This window comes from Aerococcus vaginalis, from assembly GCF_053762225.1.
Window position 1 is genome coordinate 137,452 of record NZ_JBSMYC010000004.1, and the last position, 16,242, is coordinate 153,693.

Genomic DNA, 16,242 nt, shown 5'->3' on the forward strand with positions numbered 1-16,242 from the left:
GTGAATAATTGATAGCTCTTAACGGCTACGATTGGCTAAATGATTAATAGAAATACCGCGACGTTCACACCATTCAGCTACAGTGCCTAGAATGACAAGATCTGTTTTTTGTAAGGCGTCGATACTATCAGCATTGAGCGCTAGTGCGATCAATTTCAATTGTTCGTTGAAATGATGTACCATTTCAATCGTTTTATCGACACCATCGTGGAGAATTGAATGGAGAAATTGCCCGCTCAAGCCGACCGCAGAGGCACCGAGCGCTAGACTTTTAGCGATATGCAGTGGGTTTTTGACGCCACCAGAAGCGATGATATTCGCGTCCTCGGGTAATGTTGTGCTCTCTAACAAGCTGACGACAGTCGATTGTCCCCATTCAGCCATATAATTCATCTCCTGATGATCGCGGCGTACATTTTCGATGGTTGCGAAGTTTGTGCCTCCACTGCCACTCACATCAAAGTTTCGAATACCTAATTGGTATAAGTCATCAAATAATTCGCGACTCATCCCAAATCCGACTTCTTTGACGATGATAGGGACGTTGACTTTCTCGATCATCTGTTGAAGGTGCTCAGGATAACTTGAGAACTCGCGGTCACCTTCAGGCATCACGATTTCCTGTGGGGTATTCAAATGAATTTCCAAGGCGTCCGCCTCTAAAATTTCAACAGCGCGCACCGCTTCATCGACAGTGCGATCCAATCCCACATTAGCGATAACAACACCACCAGGATTAATTTGTCGAATAATTTCAAACGTATCAGAGACAGAAGGATCCTTCAATGCGGCTGATAGGGAACCACTCGCCATCGCTAAACCAGTTTCTCTGGCTACTGTCGCGAACTTCTCATTGATATGTTTGGTCCATTCTGTCCCACCAGTCATCGCATTGATGAAGAAGGGCGAGGCTAGTGTATGACCGACAAATGATGTCGAGAGGTCGATCTGATCGAAATCGTGATGGCCGAGTGAATAATGTACGAAATGGACATCATCGAAATCAGTGGGTTGAATTTTATACTGCGCATCAGCATTTTTGACATGGTCGTTTTTACGGTTTGTCGTCAAGGGTATCGCTCCTCGCTATATTAATCGGTAAAACAATAATATCATTTGATTTCCAAACGTCAATTAAGGATGCTTTAGTATTTGCGGAAGGTAGTAAGGCGACGACACAATCACCACCACCTGCGCCGGAGATCTTCACTGCACGGGTATATTGCTGGGCAATAGAAACAGCGTGCTTCGCTTCAGTGGTCCAGTATGCTTTTTGAACAGTATCGGTATAGTGAGTGAGACTATCAGCATTCTGTACAATCGCACGACTTACTAAATCATAATCGTCAGCCTCAATCCCTGTGATGAGATCCGTTAATGTATCAATTGACGTATCTAACAACTGCTGGTAAGCATGCGCAATGTCTTCGCCAGATGGTGTTAATTCCTGTTGAATCAAGTCAGTCGTAGATGCAGGATGACCAGTCCAAGCCACAGCGATCTGCCAATCTGTAGGCAATGCTAGAGGGATAATCTGTAGTAACTCCCAATCTTGAAGTAGCCATTGTTCCAATTCGCATCCAGTTAACGAATGGCCAGTTTTAAGCCATTGATGATCAAAATTATGAAAAGCAATGCACCCACCGAATGCTGAAGCGGCTAAATCACCGAATGAACCATCGTGAGAGGTTTCATCGTGTACTAAGCAGGCGAGCTTAAACACGAAAAACGGTGAGGCATCATATTTTAAGTATTTAAGTAAGGCTTTGATCACTGCGATTGTTACGGCAGCACTTGATCCGAGACCATATTTTTGACCGTTATCCTCAAGTTCAGTCATCAGTTTTATTTCGAAGGTCGGGTATTGCGCCGTTAACCGACCGATAACCTCCATGGCGTGGAAGATAAGATCAAAGGGATCATAGTCAGAGGATACAACTTGTGAATCTTCCCAGTGCCAGGTGATCGGCTTGTCGGCATGCGATGTATGAAGCACACCAGACTCAGCAGATGTGATGCTGCAATGAATATAACGATCGACACCGAATAGGACAGCTATTGCGTTGGGATCGAGAATTGCATATTCACCCGCTAAATATAATTTGCCGGGTGCGCTCGCTGTTACGGACATGTCGCCAACACCTCGGAGGCAGAAATTGGCGCAGGTTGCGCACCATCACCTACCGTCGATGGGATCAGACGATCTGTCGCAAAATCTTCTTCTAATAAGGCCATGATCTGTTTCATCTCAGATTGACGACAGATAACTTTAACATTTGGGCCAGCATCCATTGTCAGATAGACCGACCAGCCAGCTTCACGTAGGCGTTCCACAACATGGATTGCACGCCATGTTTCAGCATTTAAGTATGTGAAAGATGGGGATGCGGTGAGTGTTGTTGCATGCATTGCGAGTGCATTGTGTTCCGCAATTGCGCCAAGTGCATCGAGGTCATGCGTTTTGATGGCGGGTTTGATCGCTTCGAGATCTTTCTGTGCGATGGTCGGCCAAGCCGCATAGAAGTCGGATGTTTCAACTGTGCGTTTCATACCTTCGCGCGATGAGATTTTCTTGGCATGATGATCATTCACGATCGCAATCATACCGATATCCCAGTTTCCATCGTCGAAAGGAACGGCCACAGATGATTGATGGTCAGATCCCTTAATCCATTCGACAAAGCCGCCGTAAATACTGCGTGAAGCACTGCCTGAACCGAGACGTGCCATCGTCGATAATGTGCGTTCATCCATATCGAGATTTAAAGCATCGCGACTTGCTGCAGCTAAGGCTGCAAATGCAGAGGCGGAGCTTGCTAATCCTGCTGCAGTCGGAACGTGATTGATGCTAATAACTTTTGCACGTAAATCGGTATCAGCGAGTTTGCGAAAGTGATCGAGAAAACGACTCACTTTTTTTGTGCTTGCTTCAGATTGTGTTTGACCGTTTAAAATCAATTCATCCGCGGTCTGGTTGGCATCAAAACAAACTGCAGTATCGGTGTAGAAGGCGTCTAATGTTAAGGATAAGCTGTTATTCATCGGAATAATCAGCTGTTCATCAGCTTTTCCCCAATATTTGATTAATGCAATGTTGGTATGTGCACGCCAAAAGTGCAGATCGGTCATAAGTCTAGTCTCTCCAATTTCTACTAAAATGTGTCATCTATATTCGAATCTTTACTCTGGAATGGAATAATCCAGTGATCCGTAATGAGTTGTTTATCAGTTAATGCATGTGCTAATTTTTCAGCAAGTTCTCGGCTGGATACTACGGCAAAATAACAACCACCGAGGCCGCCACCAGTTAGTTTGGCGCCGAGTGCACCGTGATTAAGTAAATAGGTGATTCCCGCGTCAATCTCTGGCGATGACACGTGTAACGTTCTTAATTCACGTTGTGCGGCATTGACCATCTTGCCAATTTGTTGTGGATAATCTTCAGCGGCTTGCTGTGTATGGTCTTCTTTGAGTAAATCTTTGAATTGCTCAGTTAGTGATGACAGGTTTGCTACCGCTTGACGCGTTGCCTGACGACGTGAGGTATATTTACTGTTGTAGGCATCTTTCACGTTTTGAACTGCGATTTTGGTGTTTCCAGGCACGCCAGAATCACAGATCAATAACCATAGCGGTGTGTCAAAGACGAATACATCATCTACCGTCCCACGTTGGAAGTAGAGGGGGCGATTGTAGCCCGTGACGCGCGCGTCCAATCCACTCGGTTGTCCGTGTGTAATAATTTCAGCACCGTCCACATACATCAATAATGTGTCATTATCTAACGGCTTATCTAAATAGTTATAGAAAGCTTTAACAAAAGCAACGGAAAGTGCTGCAGAACTCCCCATCCCACGTTCGATTGGAATAGTACTCTCGATTTTAATCACAAAATGATAGTGATCCACTTCATGATCGTGTCTGAGCGCATTCAGTAGACTTACTAGATTATCCAAAATTGGCGGGGCCGTACGCACTTCGCCTTCATATAAATCACTGATAATCATCGAGTGGTTGCCTGCCGGACGCAAACTCACACTAATTTCTGTACCGTGGAAAGGCATGGCTAGTGCTGGCGCACCATATACCACGCTGTGTTCACCCATTAAAATAATCTTACCGTGAGAGGAACCCTCTGCTCGCTTCATAACGTCACTCCTAACTTAACTATTGTACACTATTTGTCGCTGTTTCACGTACTTTTCCAATAATTAAGGCAAACTAAACGAAAAAATAATAATTGTGGTAGAATGATAGCACATCAAAGGAGAAGAGGAGTGACGAGTTGAGCAGTTTACAGTCTATCCAAGATGTCGAAAAAATCATCGTCTTGGACTACGGTAGCCAGTACAATCAGCTGATTACCCGCCGCATCCGTGAGATCGGTGTTTATTCCGAACTGAAGAGTCATCGGATAACAGCTGATGAATTAATGGCATTAGGAAATGTTAAAGGGGTCATTCTATCAGGTGGTCCACGTTCGGTTTATGCTGAGGATGCATTCGATATCGATCCTGATATTTTAGAATTAGGCATCCCAATTCTCGGTGTATGTTACGGTATGCAGCTGATGACACAACGTCTCGGTGGTAAAGTTGAAGCTTCCGACAAACGTGAGTTTGGACAGCAAGAAATTCAAATCACCAAACAGACTTCAAAAATCTTCCACGATCTGTCAGAAACTGAGGAAGTATTGATGAGTCACAGTGACCGTATTACTGAAATGCCGGAAGGATTCGAAGTCACTGCAGCAGCGGATAATAGTCCGGTCGCCGCCTTCGAAAACGAATCGAAGCAGATGTACGGTTTCCAATTCCACCCAGAAACACGTACGACAGTTCACGGGAACGACATGTTGTCGAACTTTGCCTACAATATCTGTCAGGTAGAAGGTAAATGGACGATGGAAGACTTCATCGAACTCCAAGTCAACACTATCCGAGAAAAAGTCGGTGACCGTAAAGTCTTGCTCGGTCTATCCGGTGGGGTCGACTCCTCAGTCACAGGTGTCCTTTTGCATAAGGCAGTTGGTGACCAGTTAGTCAGCGTCTTCGTAGATCACGGTTTGCTCCGTAAAGGGGAAGCGGATCAGGTGATGAAGACGTTAGGTGATGATTTCGGTATGAATATCATCAAAGTTGATGCGAGCGAACGATTCCTCGGTAAACTAGCAGGCGTCAGTGCCCCTGAACAAAAACGTAAGATTATCGGTAATGAATTTATCGAAGTCTTCAGCGATGAAGCCAAAAAATTGGACGGTATCGATTTCCTCGCACAGGGAACGCTTTACACGGACATTATCGAATCCGGAACTGATACCGCACAGACGATCAAATCACATCACAATGTCGGTGGTTTACCAGAAGACTTGCAATTTGATTTGATCGAACCGCTCAACAAACTCTTTAAGGACGAAGTGCGTGCAGTGGGTACGACGCTCGGTATGCCTGACAATATCGTATGGCGCCAACCGTTCCCGGGGCCAGGATTAGCGATTCGTGTCATCGGTGAAGTTACCGAAGAAAAATTACACATCGTTCGTGAATCTGACGCTATCTTGCGCGAGGAAATCGTCAACGCAGGATTAGATCGCGAAATCTGGCAGTACTTCACCGTACTCCCAGGCTTCAAATCTGTTGGTGTTATGGGGGACTACCGTACATACGATTACGCAATTGCGATTCGTGCAATCACATCGGTTGACGGCATGACTGCTGACTGGGCACGTATTCCGTACGACTTGCTTGCGAAGATTAGCCGTCGCATCGTTAACGAAGTTGATGGCGTCAATCGCGTCGTGGTCGATGTTACGAGCAAGCCACCTGCAACAGTTGAATGGGAATAATCCCAGAAATATTAAATTAGAAATTAAGCATCAATCGATAGGTTGATGCTTTTTTGTATGTACTGCTGCTAAATGTTTAATTACACTAATGTCATAGTTAATCTAACTTGTGAAAAAACAGTATATTACTTTTGAAGTATGCTATACTAGCTATATGAAGCGTACTGAGGTAATTCCTGAAAGATGATAGTCGCTCCTGATGTTAGGCGATATCGCATAAAGGGTTAGAAGATACTGCAACTTCTAGCCCTTATTTTATAACGAAAATCTCAGTGCTAGACGATGGGAATTCTCTTGAGGGAGGAAGAAATGAAAAATATTACCGTAGTAGGTGCAGGTGTTGCCGGATTGACTGCAGCGATTCGTCTTCAAAAAGAAGGCTACAACGTAACAATCTACGAGAAAATGGACCGTCCCGGTGGCAAAATGCATCAAATTAAAGAACAAGGGTATACCTTTGATGTGGGGCCAACGATCGTGATGATGCCGGATGTGTATCGCGAAGTATTCCAATTTGCGGGTGTCGATCCAGATGACTACATCCCGATGGAACAGATTGAACCGATGATTCAGCTGTATTTTGCGGATGGTGAGCCGCTTCAGTTAACAAATAATTTAGTAGAGCTAACACAGTCGTTGGAGCGTATTTCTCCTGAAGATGCGGAAGGTTATTTTGCGTTTTTAGCGGATATTTATAAACGTTATCAGATCGCGATGGATGCTTTCTTAACACGTTCATTCCGTTCGTGGCGTGATTTCTATAATCCAAAATCGCTCTGGCAGGGATTACGGCTGCGCACGTTTGGTGATGCTTATTCCTCAATTTCGAAGTTCGTAAAAGATGATCGTCTGCGTAAGTCACTCGCTTTTCAGACGCTATATATCGGGATCTCACCTTATCAAGGCCCATCGTTATACACCATTATTCCAATGATTGAGCTATTGTATGGTATCCACTATATGAAGGGCGGCATGTACACGATGGCCAAGGGGCTCGAGCGTCTGTTTAAAGAGCTCGGCGGAACGATTCACTACAACACACCTGTAGAAGAAATTCTCATCGAAAATAAAGAAGCTACAGGTGTTGTAGTTAATGGTCAGGCGATATCAGCTGATGCGGTGGTGTGTGATGCAGATTTCCCATATGCGATGAAACATCTCATCCCTAATGAATCCGATCGCGGAAAATACACCGATAAAAAAATCGATAAGATGGAATATTCTTGTTCTTGCTTGTTATTCTACTTCGGGTTGGATAAGAAATACGCTGACAGTGCACTGCACAATATCTATTTTGCGGATGATTTCCAAGCGAATATTGATGCGCTATTCGAAGATGGCAAGCTACCAGAAGACCCGTCTTTCTACCTCTATCGCCCATCACTCGTCGATGATTCGATGGCACCGAAAGATCATGAAAGCTTGTACGTATTAGTGCCAGTCCCTGAACTATCGAAATTCAATGATTGGTCAGAGACAACGATTCAATCCTATCGTCAACACATCATTGATCTTATCGAAGAAAAAACGGTCTTTTCTGATCTGAGTGAGCATATTGCCTATGAAAATTGCTATACACCTGAAATGTTTAGAGATCATTTCAATGCATACAATGGGGCGACGTTTGGCTTGAAACCGACATTATTCCAGAGTAATTACTGGCGCCCACATAATAAATTCGATTATGCCGACCGCTTGTACTTCTGTGGTAGCAGTACACATCCGGGTGCGGGCGTACCGATCGTTATTCAAAGCGCCAAACTAGCAGTAGAGGAGTTGCTACGTGATGATCAGTAATCCTGAACCACTTTTTCGGGAGTATGCTTCAGATTTTAAATACTGTGAAGCTATCATCAAAAAATATTCGAAGAGTTTCTATGCCGCATTCTCTAGACTACCTAAATACAAAGCACAGGCTGTATACACCGTTTATGCGTTCTGTCGTCAAGCAGATGATGCGATTGATAAATATCAGGAGTCCGAGAGACTTGAGTGGATGGCTAGGCAGCTCTTAGAGATTAAGAAATCCATTGCACAGGAGCGGCCGGTGCGTAAAGTTTTTGATGGTCTTGAAGAAGATGCGATGTGGCGTGCATTAATGGTCACCTTTGATGTGTTTGATTTAGATTTTGCACCGTTCGAAGATATGTTAGAAGGGCAGCGTCAAGATGTGTCGTTTACGCAGCCACAGACGGAAGCAGAACTCTCGAGATATAGTTACTATGTGGCGGGGAGTGTCGGTTTGATGTTGTTGCCGATACTATCGAAACAGGCGAGTAAAATTCAAGAACCAGCGAAGCAACTCGGCGAAGCGATGCAGCGCACGAATATCCTCAGAGATATCGGTCAGGATTTGATGGTCCAACGCGTTTATTTGCCGCGTGAGACAATGGAAATATTTAATATTTCATTTGAAGACATTCAACAGCATAAGCGCCATCAAGCTTTTATTGATCTCTGGGAATATGAGGCAACGCAGGCGGAGCAGTTATATCGGGCGTCTTACCGTATGTTGCCATTCATTGATGCTGATTGTCAGGAAGCTTTACTTTCAGCAGCATTGATCTACCGTGAGAATCTGGCTCTCGTCCGCGATTACGATTACAATGTCTACAATCTAGAGAAACGAGAGATTCCGTTAACTCGGAAAATGGCATTGATAAGACATGCCAAGAAATTGTTAAAAGGGCACTAACTAATGATTGGACGATCACAAATGAGGTGTGATCGTTTTTTTTTGATTTTAAGGTAAATCAATAGCGTTCTAACAGAAAGTGTGTGAAAATGATACTGTAGGGAATTTCTATACATTTCATCTTATCAGTAAAGGAGGGAAACATCATGGCAACGAAACGTTATTGGTGGCTCTCACTCGCTGTGCTAGCAGTGCTTGGTGGTTGTGCGAATAATGATACTGATCAAGCACCAGCATCTGAGTCAGCAGAGCAAACGGTTGAAACGGAGACTATGACCGAAACAAGTGATGCACAGCAAGACAGTCAGGGTTCTGAAACTGAAGCAACTTCCCAATCATCTGAGGAAAAATCAGAAGAAGTAGAAGGAACAGCAGTCGCTACTTCTGAATCAGAAACACCGAGTGACTTTGATGGTTTGCCAGAGGGGACTCAAGTTGCTTTGTATGCTGATGCGCTGGCGGCTGATGGTTGGATTCAGAGTCCGGAACAGAGTACAGAAAATGATTTGGCGATTCAATTCTATAAATCGGATGATAATAAGATTTATATGTTGACGAGTGAAGGACCTAGTCGTATGCAGATGATGAGTTATGGTGTCATGACTGAGAATGGTTTCGTGCCAATTCAACGTCAAGGCTATGACACGATGCAGGGAGTAGCTTATGGTGTGAGTGAGGCACAGCCGGAACAAATTGAAATCAGCGAGGCCGATTTGATGGCGCGTTACGATGAGAATCCAGAAGCGTTTGATCAAGCAGAGGCAAAAGTCACTGCAACACGCGATGCGTATTTGAGCTTTATCTCAGCGCTCTATAAAGGTCAATTCACAATGATTGTACCTGAAGCGGAAAGTGGGCAGTTAACCCCAGGCGAAATGGCACTCACGAAGTATATTGAAGCCACGAAAGGTGGCGGCTATCCACATGCTGAATGGACCAAGGATGTTGCTTTGACAGTGAATGATAATATCTATGGTTTCTTGAATACAGAGAGTGGCGAGGCGAAACGTTTCAGTGCAGATGAATCAGGTGTAACAAATCTGGAAACTGATCAGACGAAAGATGCCCAGACCATCATGAAGAGTTACAGTCGGTATCAACCGATTCTACGGACATTAGTGACTTATGCAGCAATTTTGGATGAATTGAAGCAGCGAATGAATGAGGATTGGACGGGAGACGGTACAGTCCCACCATATTTTGAAGAACCTGATGGTCAAGATTTTGCATTGACAGATGGAGTTGCCGTCAATTTAGTGAAGAATTTCCAAATTCTAGGTAGAGGTGCAGTAGGTCAACCTATGGCATTTGAGATTGATCAAGCACTCTCCAAACCGGGCGAAATTGCGGTAACGAATGGGGCCTCTACTTTTATTGTCGATAGCAATTATACGATTTCGACGCCAGATGGTGAAATTCTCCATGATGGTGACTACATTGGATGGAAAAACTTTGATATAGTGGATGAATAGTAATTTTAGAGAAAGGATTGGCAGTTAATGGCAAGAAAAAAACACCCAGCGCCACATGCAACAGTCGGCCGTGGTAAACGACAATTAAATAATGCGGATATGATTACCGCACGTGAAGTAGATAGTCAGGATAATTCAGTATCCGGTGCAGACCGTAAATATGTGCGCGATCGTTTAAAAGAAATGAACTCAATCACTGTGGCGACGGAAGACAATATTGATGAGCTCGGTCGTCCAAAACATGAAGGACCACGTACTGTTAAGCGTAAACGTTCTAAATCAGCGATTATTTTGGCTATTATTGTATTGATTTTCGCTGCAATGGCGATTTATGGTGTACTCGGTATGGGCTTCATTCAACAATCTAACTTGAGTTTATTCCAAGGCATGGACCAGTTGAGTCAGATTGCGGAATATGTTGAATCGGCGAAAACCTTATTCGGTGGTACAGCAGGACAATCGCCACTCATTATTCGCATTTTGAGCTACACGTTATTAGTAATTCCAGTGATTGTTGCGTTCTTCAGCTTATTCAAATCAAAAATCATGCAAATCATCGGTATGATTGCAGCGTTTGTTGAGGCAGGAATGTTCCTATTCGCAGGGATTTATGTGTACCAAGTATCCGCTAACTTACTCGGTTCATTCCAGAGTAACTTCCTCGATGCGATTTTCAAAAACGCCACAAACGTACTCGGATTACCAGCGTACCTCTTGGTGATTGGTGTGATCGGTATGGTCATCTTCACGATTATCCGTTTAATCGCATTGACGATTACCACCTTCATGACACCAAAACGTGTGATTCGTTAATTTGAATACATCGTGTGAATAACAAAAAAGCAGCCGACATTGATTGTCGACTGCTTTTCTTTTTGCTTAATTAAAAGTCTTATTTACCTTGTCGTGACACAAACCATGAAGCCACCAATACTAAGATGACTGCCCCAATAATTGATGGGATAAGTGCCATGCCGGCAACGGATGGACCGAAGTTACCAAATAACATGGTACCGAGCCAAGAACCAACTAAACCGGCAACAATATTCCAAATAAATCCGTTACCACCGCGGTTAGTTAATGCACCAGCGATAGCACCGATAATTGCACCGACAATAAGTGTCCAGATGAAACTAAACATTTTACTTTCACTCTCCTTATTCAGTTTGGCTAGAAAATCTAGCGACACTAATTCTACTACTAGTATGTGAAAATTGCAAATGGAAAGATTGAGCATTATAGATGACATTTCTCATGTTTTGGATAAAATAATACATTATTAGGAATTAGAATTGAAGAAATGGAGAGATCAGATGAAGATTATTGAAGTCACCGAAGTTTGGCAGCTCGCATTAGTATTTGAAGTGCGTCAGCAGACTGAATTTATGGGACATTCTCCATCCATGCATGAAGAATTTGATGAAAAACTTGAAGATATTAACTCAAAATATGTTTATCTTTTAGCACTCGATGATGAAAAAGCATTAGGTACTGCGCGTCTAAGTGCCGAAGAGGACTTAGATGGTGATACGTATTTCCTCAGTCGTTTATCGATTGTTGACGGCCAACAGGGCTCTGGTATTGGTCAGGCACTTTTAAAATTCGCTGAAAAAGTAACCCTTGACCATGATCGTCATCGCATTTTATTACATGCTGTAAAAGATGCGGTAGAGTTCTATGAAAAATCAGGCTATGAAGGCCATGGCGATTATTACGTGGATACCACCGTCGAAGTGCTCGATATGGATAAAAAACTCTCTAAAGACGATCATTGGGAGCAATTAAATCACGATTAATTCGAATTAAGTCTTGAAAATTCTTATAAATTAAATAAAATAGTGTCTAGCGATCTTTAAATGTCATCCCGTGAGGTGACAAAGATGGCGCACAACTGACAGTATGATTATGCCTTTTACCTGTCAATCAGTGGTCATCATAGTCTAGCGATCGCTGATTGGGAGGTTTTTTATTTGGAATTAACAAAAACAGATGTTGAGCAAGAAGCAGTGACGCAAACAACAGAAACCACGCACTCGAAAGGCTTTCTCGCCATGTTATCAGTGATGGTAGGTTTCACTTATTTCTCACCATCCATGACAGCAGGTGGGACACTCGGATTAGGGTTAACCTTTCCAAAGTTTTTAATCGCTATCACACTCGGAAATTTATTTTTAGCGGTTTATACCGGACTCTTAGCACATATCGGTCAGAAAACCGGCGAGACACTCGATGAATTGGCACAGCGCGCTTTTGGCGAAAAGGGGGCGTTGATCGCTTCATTGCTCGTCGGCCTCACACAGCTCGGTTGGTTCGGTGTCGGGGTGGCCATGTTTGCTTTACCTGTCTCTGACTTATTCAATGTGAATAGTTATTTACTCGTATTAATCGTTGGCAGCTTAATGACGTTAACCGCTGTATATGGCATCAAATCCTTATCTTTCTTTGGGACAGTCGCTGTGCCTTTGATCACTATCTTAGGATTCTATTCCATGTATCTCTCCGTTGAGACAGCAGGAGGCGTGAGCGCCGTCATGAACAGCACGACAACGAGTACATTGACGCTAACGAGCGCTTTGAGCATTGTTATCGGTAGTTTTATTAGTGGGGGAACAGCAACGCCTAACTTCACACGCTTTGCAAAAACAACTAAAATTGCTGTGGTGGCAACAGTCATTGCCTTCTTCCTCGGTAACACATTGATGTTCCTCTTCGGCGCAGTCGGTGCCAGTGTCTTCGGAAAGCCGGATATCTTTGACGTGCTGATTCTGCAAGGATTGGCGATTCCAGCGGTGCTTTCGCTCGGCCTCAACATCTGGTCAACGAATAATAATGCGCTCTATACATCAGGATTATCACTCGCTAACGTGACACATGCAAAACGTACCGCAATGACCATTGCATCTGGAACAATCGGAACACTTTTAGCAATCTATCTCAATAATCATTTTGTGGGCTATCTCAATGTGTTGAGCACCATGATTCCACCAGTCGGAGGGGTCATCATCATGCATTACTTGAAACACCGCAATCATGGTACACAGACCGCAATGGCTACCTGGAATATTAAAGCAGTTATCGCAGCAATCGCCGGGATTGTCATTGGGTTAGCGGTGCCATTCGGTATTCCGTCCGTGAATGCATTGCTGGTGAGTATGATTATTGAAGGTTTATGGGATTAAGTAGAAAGGGAACCACATATGTTAATTAAAAATGCACATATCGAAAACAATCAAACGCGCCAAGATATTTTGATCGTTGATGGTAAAATCACTAAAATTGCCGAAAATATCGAAGTATCTGCTGATGAAGAAGTGATCGATGCGACAGATAAACTCGTCTTACCACCATTCATTGATCCGCATGTTCACTTGGATACAACACAAACAGCAGGGGATCCAAAGTGGAATGAATCTGGAACGTTATTTGAGGGAATTGAAACATGGGCGTTGCGCAAAGAAAAATTGACAAAGCAGGATGTTAAAGAACGCGCACTCAAAACAATTAAAAAACAAGTTTCTAACGGGATTCAATTTATTCGTTCGCACGTTGATTCTACTGATCCAAAATTAACAGCGATGGAAGCAATGATTGAATTGCGTGAGGAGATTAAAGATAAAGTTGAACTCCAAATTGTTGCTTTCCCACAGGAAGGGATTTTGAGTTATCCAAACGGGAAAGAATTATTGGAAGAATCGTTGAAGATGGGTGCTGATGCTGTCGGAGCAATCCCTCACTACGAATTCACTCGTGAATACAGTGTACAGTCTTTACATGAAGCGATTGACCTCGCTGTAAAATATGATCGCCTAGTGGATGCACACTGTGATGAAATTGATGATGGTCAATCACGCGGATTGGAAACACTCGCCACCTTAGCGTACGAAACAGGATTAAAAGATCGTGTGACAGCTTCACATACGACAGCAATGCATAGCTACAATGATGCATACGTTATGAAATTAATGCGTTTATTGAAGATGGCAGATATTAACTTTAGTGCTAATCCACTGGTTAATATTCATCTTCAAGGACGTATCGACAATTATCCAAAACGCCGTGGAATGACGCGTGTACAGCCATTATTAGCAAATGGTAATAACGTCGCATTTGGCCACGACGACATTCGTGACCCATGGTACCCACTTGGAAACGGTAATATGTTGGAAGTGGTACATATGGGATTGCACGTTGACCAGATGATGGGATATACAGATATTCAAAACAGTTACCAATTCGTGACCACGAATGCAGCAAAAGCATTGCATATCACGGATCATTACGGCATCGAAGAGGGCAAACCAGCGAACTTGATTATCTTCAATCAGAAAGACTTCTACAATACCTTAAATGAACGTAGTGAGGTCTTGTATTCCATTCACAACGGTCAAATTCTATCTGAAACGACACCAAAGGAAGTTAACGTACACTTCTAAGTTTTTGAGTAAAAATCTAAATAAAATCTCCGATCTAATCATGGTCGGAGATTTTTTTTTGTTTTATTAATATTTGTTATTACCATGGAGGCACCTCTTAGGCAATAGCGTAAACACGCGCAGAATAACCGTGTTCAGTATTGATATTCACGGGACTGACGAAGATGATACCACCAGTTGTCGGTAATTTCTTCAGGTTATTTAAGACTTCGACCTGATAGTTATTTTGCGTGAGCCAATAATTTTCTGCATCAGCATGTCCTTCACTTGCTAAGTGTTTGCCACTGTCTGTGTGTAATGTTTCATGCCCAATCGCTGTGACTTGGCGTTCGTTATTTAAAAATTCTAATGCTGCTTTTGACCAACCTGGCGTATGCGAAATACCATCCGCATCCTGGTTCAGGAATAGTTTCTTTCCTCCTGCAAGCTGTGACCAATTGGAAGAGAACGCAACAAACGAATGATCTGGAATACGGCCGTTCTTTGCTTCGTAATCTTGAATGATTTCTGGTGTCACTTCAAAATCTGCATCATTAGCAGCTTCATTCTCTAGATGCAATACGTAGAGGGGGAGGATAAATTGATTGAGATCGATGCTTTCGAGTGAATCTTCTCCAGGTGTATAGCAAACAGGGATATCGACGTGCGTGCTGTAACGGGCGCCGTCGTAGTCATCTGTTTTGAGTGTATCAAAGCGCTCACTCGTACGCGGCACAGTATGTGTGAGGTCGTAATGTTTTCCTTTTAAAATCACACGTTGTAAATGAGATTGTTGTAAGTTTGAAATGGTTTGCATAATTAAAACCTCCAATTAACCAAATAAAAAAGCGCCGCCCCTTGCTTTCGCAAAGGGACGACGCTGATCGTGTTACCACCCTGGATTCGTTGCTGTCTCACAACAGCAACCTCAACAGTACCGAAGCATGAGAATACTTCGAAACCTGGCGTGTTAACGGTCGCAATCCGTCTGTACTGCGTGAACAATACAGAATACTCAGAGCTCATCTTCATCGCCTATTTATACTTATCCGTTCTAACCAATCCGGACTCTCTGTAAAGCTAACAGACGACTACTCTTCTCTTCATCGTTTAATATCTTTAAGTTCGTTAACTATCATAATTGTATTGTTTTGAATTGTCAAGCGCTTTAATACAAAAACAACAAAAAAAGCTTGACTACTCAAAGCCAAGCCTAAAAAATAAAAGTTATTTTTATGTACCTCTCCAGAATGTGCCGTGGGAGATCAATTGTCTGAACCCGCGATTTAGCAGGTGGGTTCCAGTATTCGACTTTGACTGTCCACTTCCATTAGAGGCATAGTCGCCATCGAAATTCGCAGATCCCGTTAATAAAGTTGTTCGGTCAGCACATTAAAAAACCACGAACACTTCAGATTGGTACACTCATAATTTACCTAAAAAAGAATATAAGGTCAAGTTGTAACCGGTTAAAGAACATTAAACTTGACAAAAAAACAAAATTTCTTGTTATAGACTTCACTTTTATAGATTATACAATATAATATACTAAATGAAGCGTTTTCATTATGAGGTTTCATTTTTTATTGTTATGTTGTTTGTTTATTTATGAAGGTTAGATATTTTTGGGAGGAATGACATGGTAAGTAAGCGTAATCGCAATCTATTAGCTGAAAAGCAGTTAGATAAGCGATAGACTTATGGTTTGCGTAAATTATCATTCGGCGTAGCTTCTGTGGCTTTGACGACGTTCTTAATGGGCGGCGTCGCACCATCTGTTTTGACAGATTCTGTAGAAGTTGTTGAAGAATTTGATGG

14 protein-coding genes, 1 other RNA gene, 1 pseudogene and 1 other annotated feature are annotated in these 16,242 nt (G+C 43.0%); of the genes and pseudogenes, 9 read left to right on the plus strand and 7 right to left on the minus strand.

Annotation, left to right across the window (positions count from 1 at the left end; all coding sequences use genetic code 11):
* Window positions 1-18: 18 nt before the first annotated feature.
* The 4 genes from fni to mvk are packed head-to-tail and all read right to left on the minus strand — an operon-like array spanning window position 19 to window position 4,148.
* A complete protein-coding gene (fni, locus tag ACWOEX_RS05785) occupies window positions 19-1,071 on the minus strand; it encodes a type 2 isopentenyl-diphosphate Delta-isomerase (protein ID WP_455298636.1) in 1,053 nt (350 codons plus the stop codon).
* A complete protein-coding gene (locus ACWOEX_RS05790; RefSeq protein ID WP_455298637.1) occupies window positions 1,055-2,131 on the minus strand; it encodes a phosphomevalonate kinase in 1,077 nt (358 codons plus the stop codon). The genes fni and ACWOEX_RS05790 overlap by 17 nt, the downstream gene beginning before the upstream one ends.
* A complete protein-coding gene (gene mvaD, locus ACWOEX_RS05795; protein WP_455298638.1) occupies window positions 2,122-3,129 on the minus strand; it encodes a diphosphomevalonate decarboxylase in 1,008 nt (335 codons plus the stop codon). Before mvaD ends, ACWOEX_RS05790 begins: the two co-directional genes overlap by 10 nt.
* A 23-nt stretch (window positions 3,130-3,152) precedes the next feature.
* Window positions 3,153-4,148 carry a mevalonate kinase gene (gene mvk, locus ACWOEX_RS05800; protein WP_455298639.1) on the minus strand — a complete coding sequence of 332 codons (996 nt, stop codon included), beginning with the start codon at window positions 4,146-4,148 and terminating at the stop codon, window positions 3,153-3,155.
* Window positions 4,149-4,285: 137 nt separating this feature from the next.
* Between mvk and guaA the strand changes: the two genes are divergently transcribed.
* From guaA to ACWOEX_RS05825, 5 genes are all read left to right on the plus strand, one after another.
* Window positions 4,286-5,845: a glutamine-hydrolyzing GMP synthase gene (gene guaA, locus ACWOEX_RS05805; RefSeq protein WP_455298640.1), complete on the plus strand. Its 1,560-nt coding sequence runs from the start codon at window positions 4,286-4,288 to the stop codon at window positions 5,843-5,845.
* A 309-nt stretch (window positions 5,846-6,154) separates the two neighbouring features.
* A complete protein-coding gene (locus ACWOEX_RS05810) occupies window positions 6,155-7,642 on the plus strand; it encodes a phytoene desaturase family protein (RefSeq protein WP_455298641.1) in 1,488 nt (495 codons plus the stop codon).
* Window positions 7,632-8,540: a phytoene/squalene synthase family protein gene (locus ACWOEX_RS05815; protein ID WP_455298642.1), complete on the plus strand. Its 909-nt coding sequence runs from the start codon at window positions 7,632-7,634 to the stop codon at window positions 8,538-8,540. Before ACWOEX_RS05810 ends, ACWOEX_RS05815 begins: the two co-directional genes overlap by 11 nt.
* 146 nt (window positions 8,541-8,686) lie before the next feature.
* Window positions 8,687-10,012 (plus strand): hypothetical protein, encoded by a 1,326-nt coding sequence (locus ACWOEX_RS05820; RefSeq protein WP_455298643.1) that lies wholly within the window; start codon window positions 8,687-8,689, stop codon window positions 10,010-10,012.
* A 27-nt stretch (window positions 10,013-10,039) separates the two neighbouring features.
* Window positions 10,040-10,825, plus strand: a complete 786-nt coding sequence (locus ACWOEX_RS05825) for a hypothetical protein (protein WP_455298644.1) — start codon at window positions 10,040-10,042, stop codon at window positions 10,823-10,825.
* A gap of 79 nt (window positions 10,826-10,904) precedes the next feature.
* On the opposite strand, the gene ACWOEX_RS05830 is transcribed toward ACWOEX_RS05825, so the two are convergent.
* Window positions 10,905-11,153: a GlsB/YeaQ/YmgE family stress response membrane protein gene (locus ACWOEX_RS05830; protein ID WP_455298645.1), complete on the minus strand. Its 249-nt coding sequence runs from the start codon at window positions 11,151-11,153 to the stop codon at window positions 10,905-10,907.
* Window positions 11,154-11,325: 172 nt separating this feature from the next.
* On the opposite strand from ACWOEX_RS05830, the gene ACWOEX_RS05835 reads away from it, so the two are divergent.
* The 3 genes from ACWOEX_RS05835 to codA all read left to right on the plus strand — a co-directional run bounded on the left by ACWOEX_RS05835 (window position 11,326) and on the right by codA (window position 14,445).
* Entirely contained in the window at window positions 11,326-11,808 is a 483-nt protein-coding gene (locus ACWOEX_RS05835) for a GNAT family N-acetyltransferase (protein WP_455298646.1), read from the plus strand.
* 174 nt (window positions 11,809-11,982) lie between these two features.
* On the plus strand, window positions 11,983-13,191 hold the full coding sequence (gene codB / locus ACWOEX_RS05840; protein WP_455298647.1) for a cytosine permease: 1,209 nt from the start codon (window positions 11,983-11,985) through the stop codon (window positions 13,189-13,191).
* Between the two features lie 18 nt (window positions 13,192-13,209).
* Entirely contained in the window at window positions 13,210-14,445 is a 1,236-nt protein-coding gene (codA, locus tag ACWOEX_RS05845; protein ID WP_455298648.1) for a cytosine deaminase, read from the plus strand.
* 97 nt (window positions 14,446-14,542) lie between these two features.
* Here the strand turns inward: codA and ACWOEX_RS05850 are convergent, their stop codons facing one another.
* A complete protein-coding gene (locus ACWOEX_RS05850; RefSeq protein WP_455298649.1) occupies window positions 14,543-15,241 on the minus strand; it encodes a cyclase family protein in 699 nt (232 codons plus the stop codon).
* Window positions 15,242-15,291: 50 nt separating this feature from the next.
* Window positions 15,292-15,540, minus strand: a binding site (T-box leader).
* Between the two features lie 122 nt (window positions 15,541-15,662).
* Window positions 15,663-15,845, minus strand: a non-coding RNA gene (gene ssrS, locus ACWOEX_RS05855) — 6S RNA.
* A gap of 281 nt (window positions 15,846-16,126) precedes the next feature.
* Between ssrS and ACWOEX_RS05860 the strand changes: the two are divergent.
* Window positions 16,127-16,186: pseudogene (locus tag ACWOEX_RS05860) on the plus strand (YSIRK-type signal peptide-containing protein); the annotation flags it as partial.
* Between the last annotated feature and the right edge of the window lie 56 nt (window positions 16,187-16,242).

Excerpts from the sequence above, each read along its gene's own strand:
- ACWOEX_RS05830 (WP_455298645.1), bottom strand. The coding sequence starts at position 11,153 with ATGTTTAGTTTCATCTGGACACTTATTGTCGGTGCAATTATCGGTGCT.
- ACWOEX_RS05835 (WP_455298646.1), top strand. The coding sequence starts at position 11,326 with ATGAAGATTATTGAAGTCACCGAAGTTTGGCAGCTCGCATTAGTATTT.
- codA (WP_455298648.1), top strand. The coding sequence starts at position 13,210 with ATGTTAATTAAAAATGCACATATCGAAAACAATCAAACGCGCCAAGAT.
- mvaD (WP_455298638.1), bottom strand. The coding sequence starts at position 3,129 with ATGACCGATCTGCACTTTTGGCGTGCACATACCAACATTGCATTAATC.
- ACWOEX_RS05850 (WP_455298649.1), bottom strand. The coding sequence starts at position 15,241 with ATGCAAACCATTTCAAACTTACAACAATCTCATTTACAACGTGTGATT.
- ACWOEX_RS05820 (WP_455298643.1), top strand. The coding sequence starts at position 8,687 with ATGGCAACGAAACGTTATTGGTGGCTCTCACTCGCTGTGCTAGCAGTG.
- ACWOEX_RS05790 (WP_455298637.1), bottom strand. The coding sequence starts at position 2,131 with ATGTCCGTAACAGCGAGCGCACCCGGCAAATTATATTTAGCGGGTGAA.
- ACWOEX_RS05825 (WP_455298644.1), top strand. The coding sequence starts at position 10,040 with ATGGCAAGAAAAAAACACCCAGCGCCACATGCAACAGTCGGCCGTGGT.
- ACWOEX_RS05815 (WP_455298642.1), top strand. The coding sequence starts at position 7,632 with ATGATCAGTAATCCTGAACCACTTTTTCGGGAGTATGCTTCAGATTTT.
- ACWOEX_RS05810 (WP_455298641.1), top strand. The coding sequence starts at position 6,155 with ATGAAAAATATTACCGTAGTAGGTGCAGGTGTTGCCGGATTGACTGCA.
- mvk (WP_455298639.1), bottom strand. The coding sequence starts at position 4,148 with ATGAAGCGAGCAGAGGGTTCCTCTCACGGTAAGATTATTTTAATGGGT.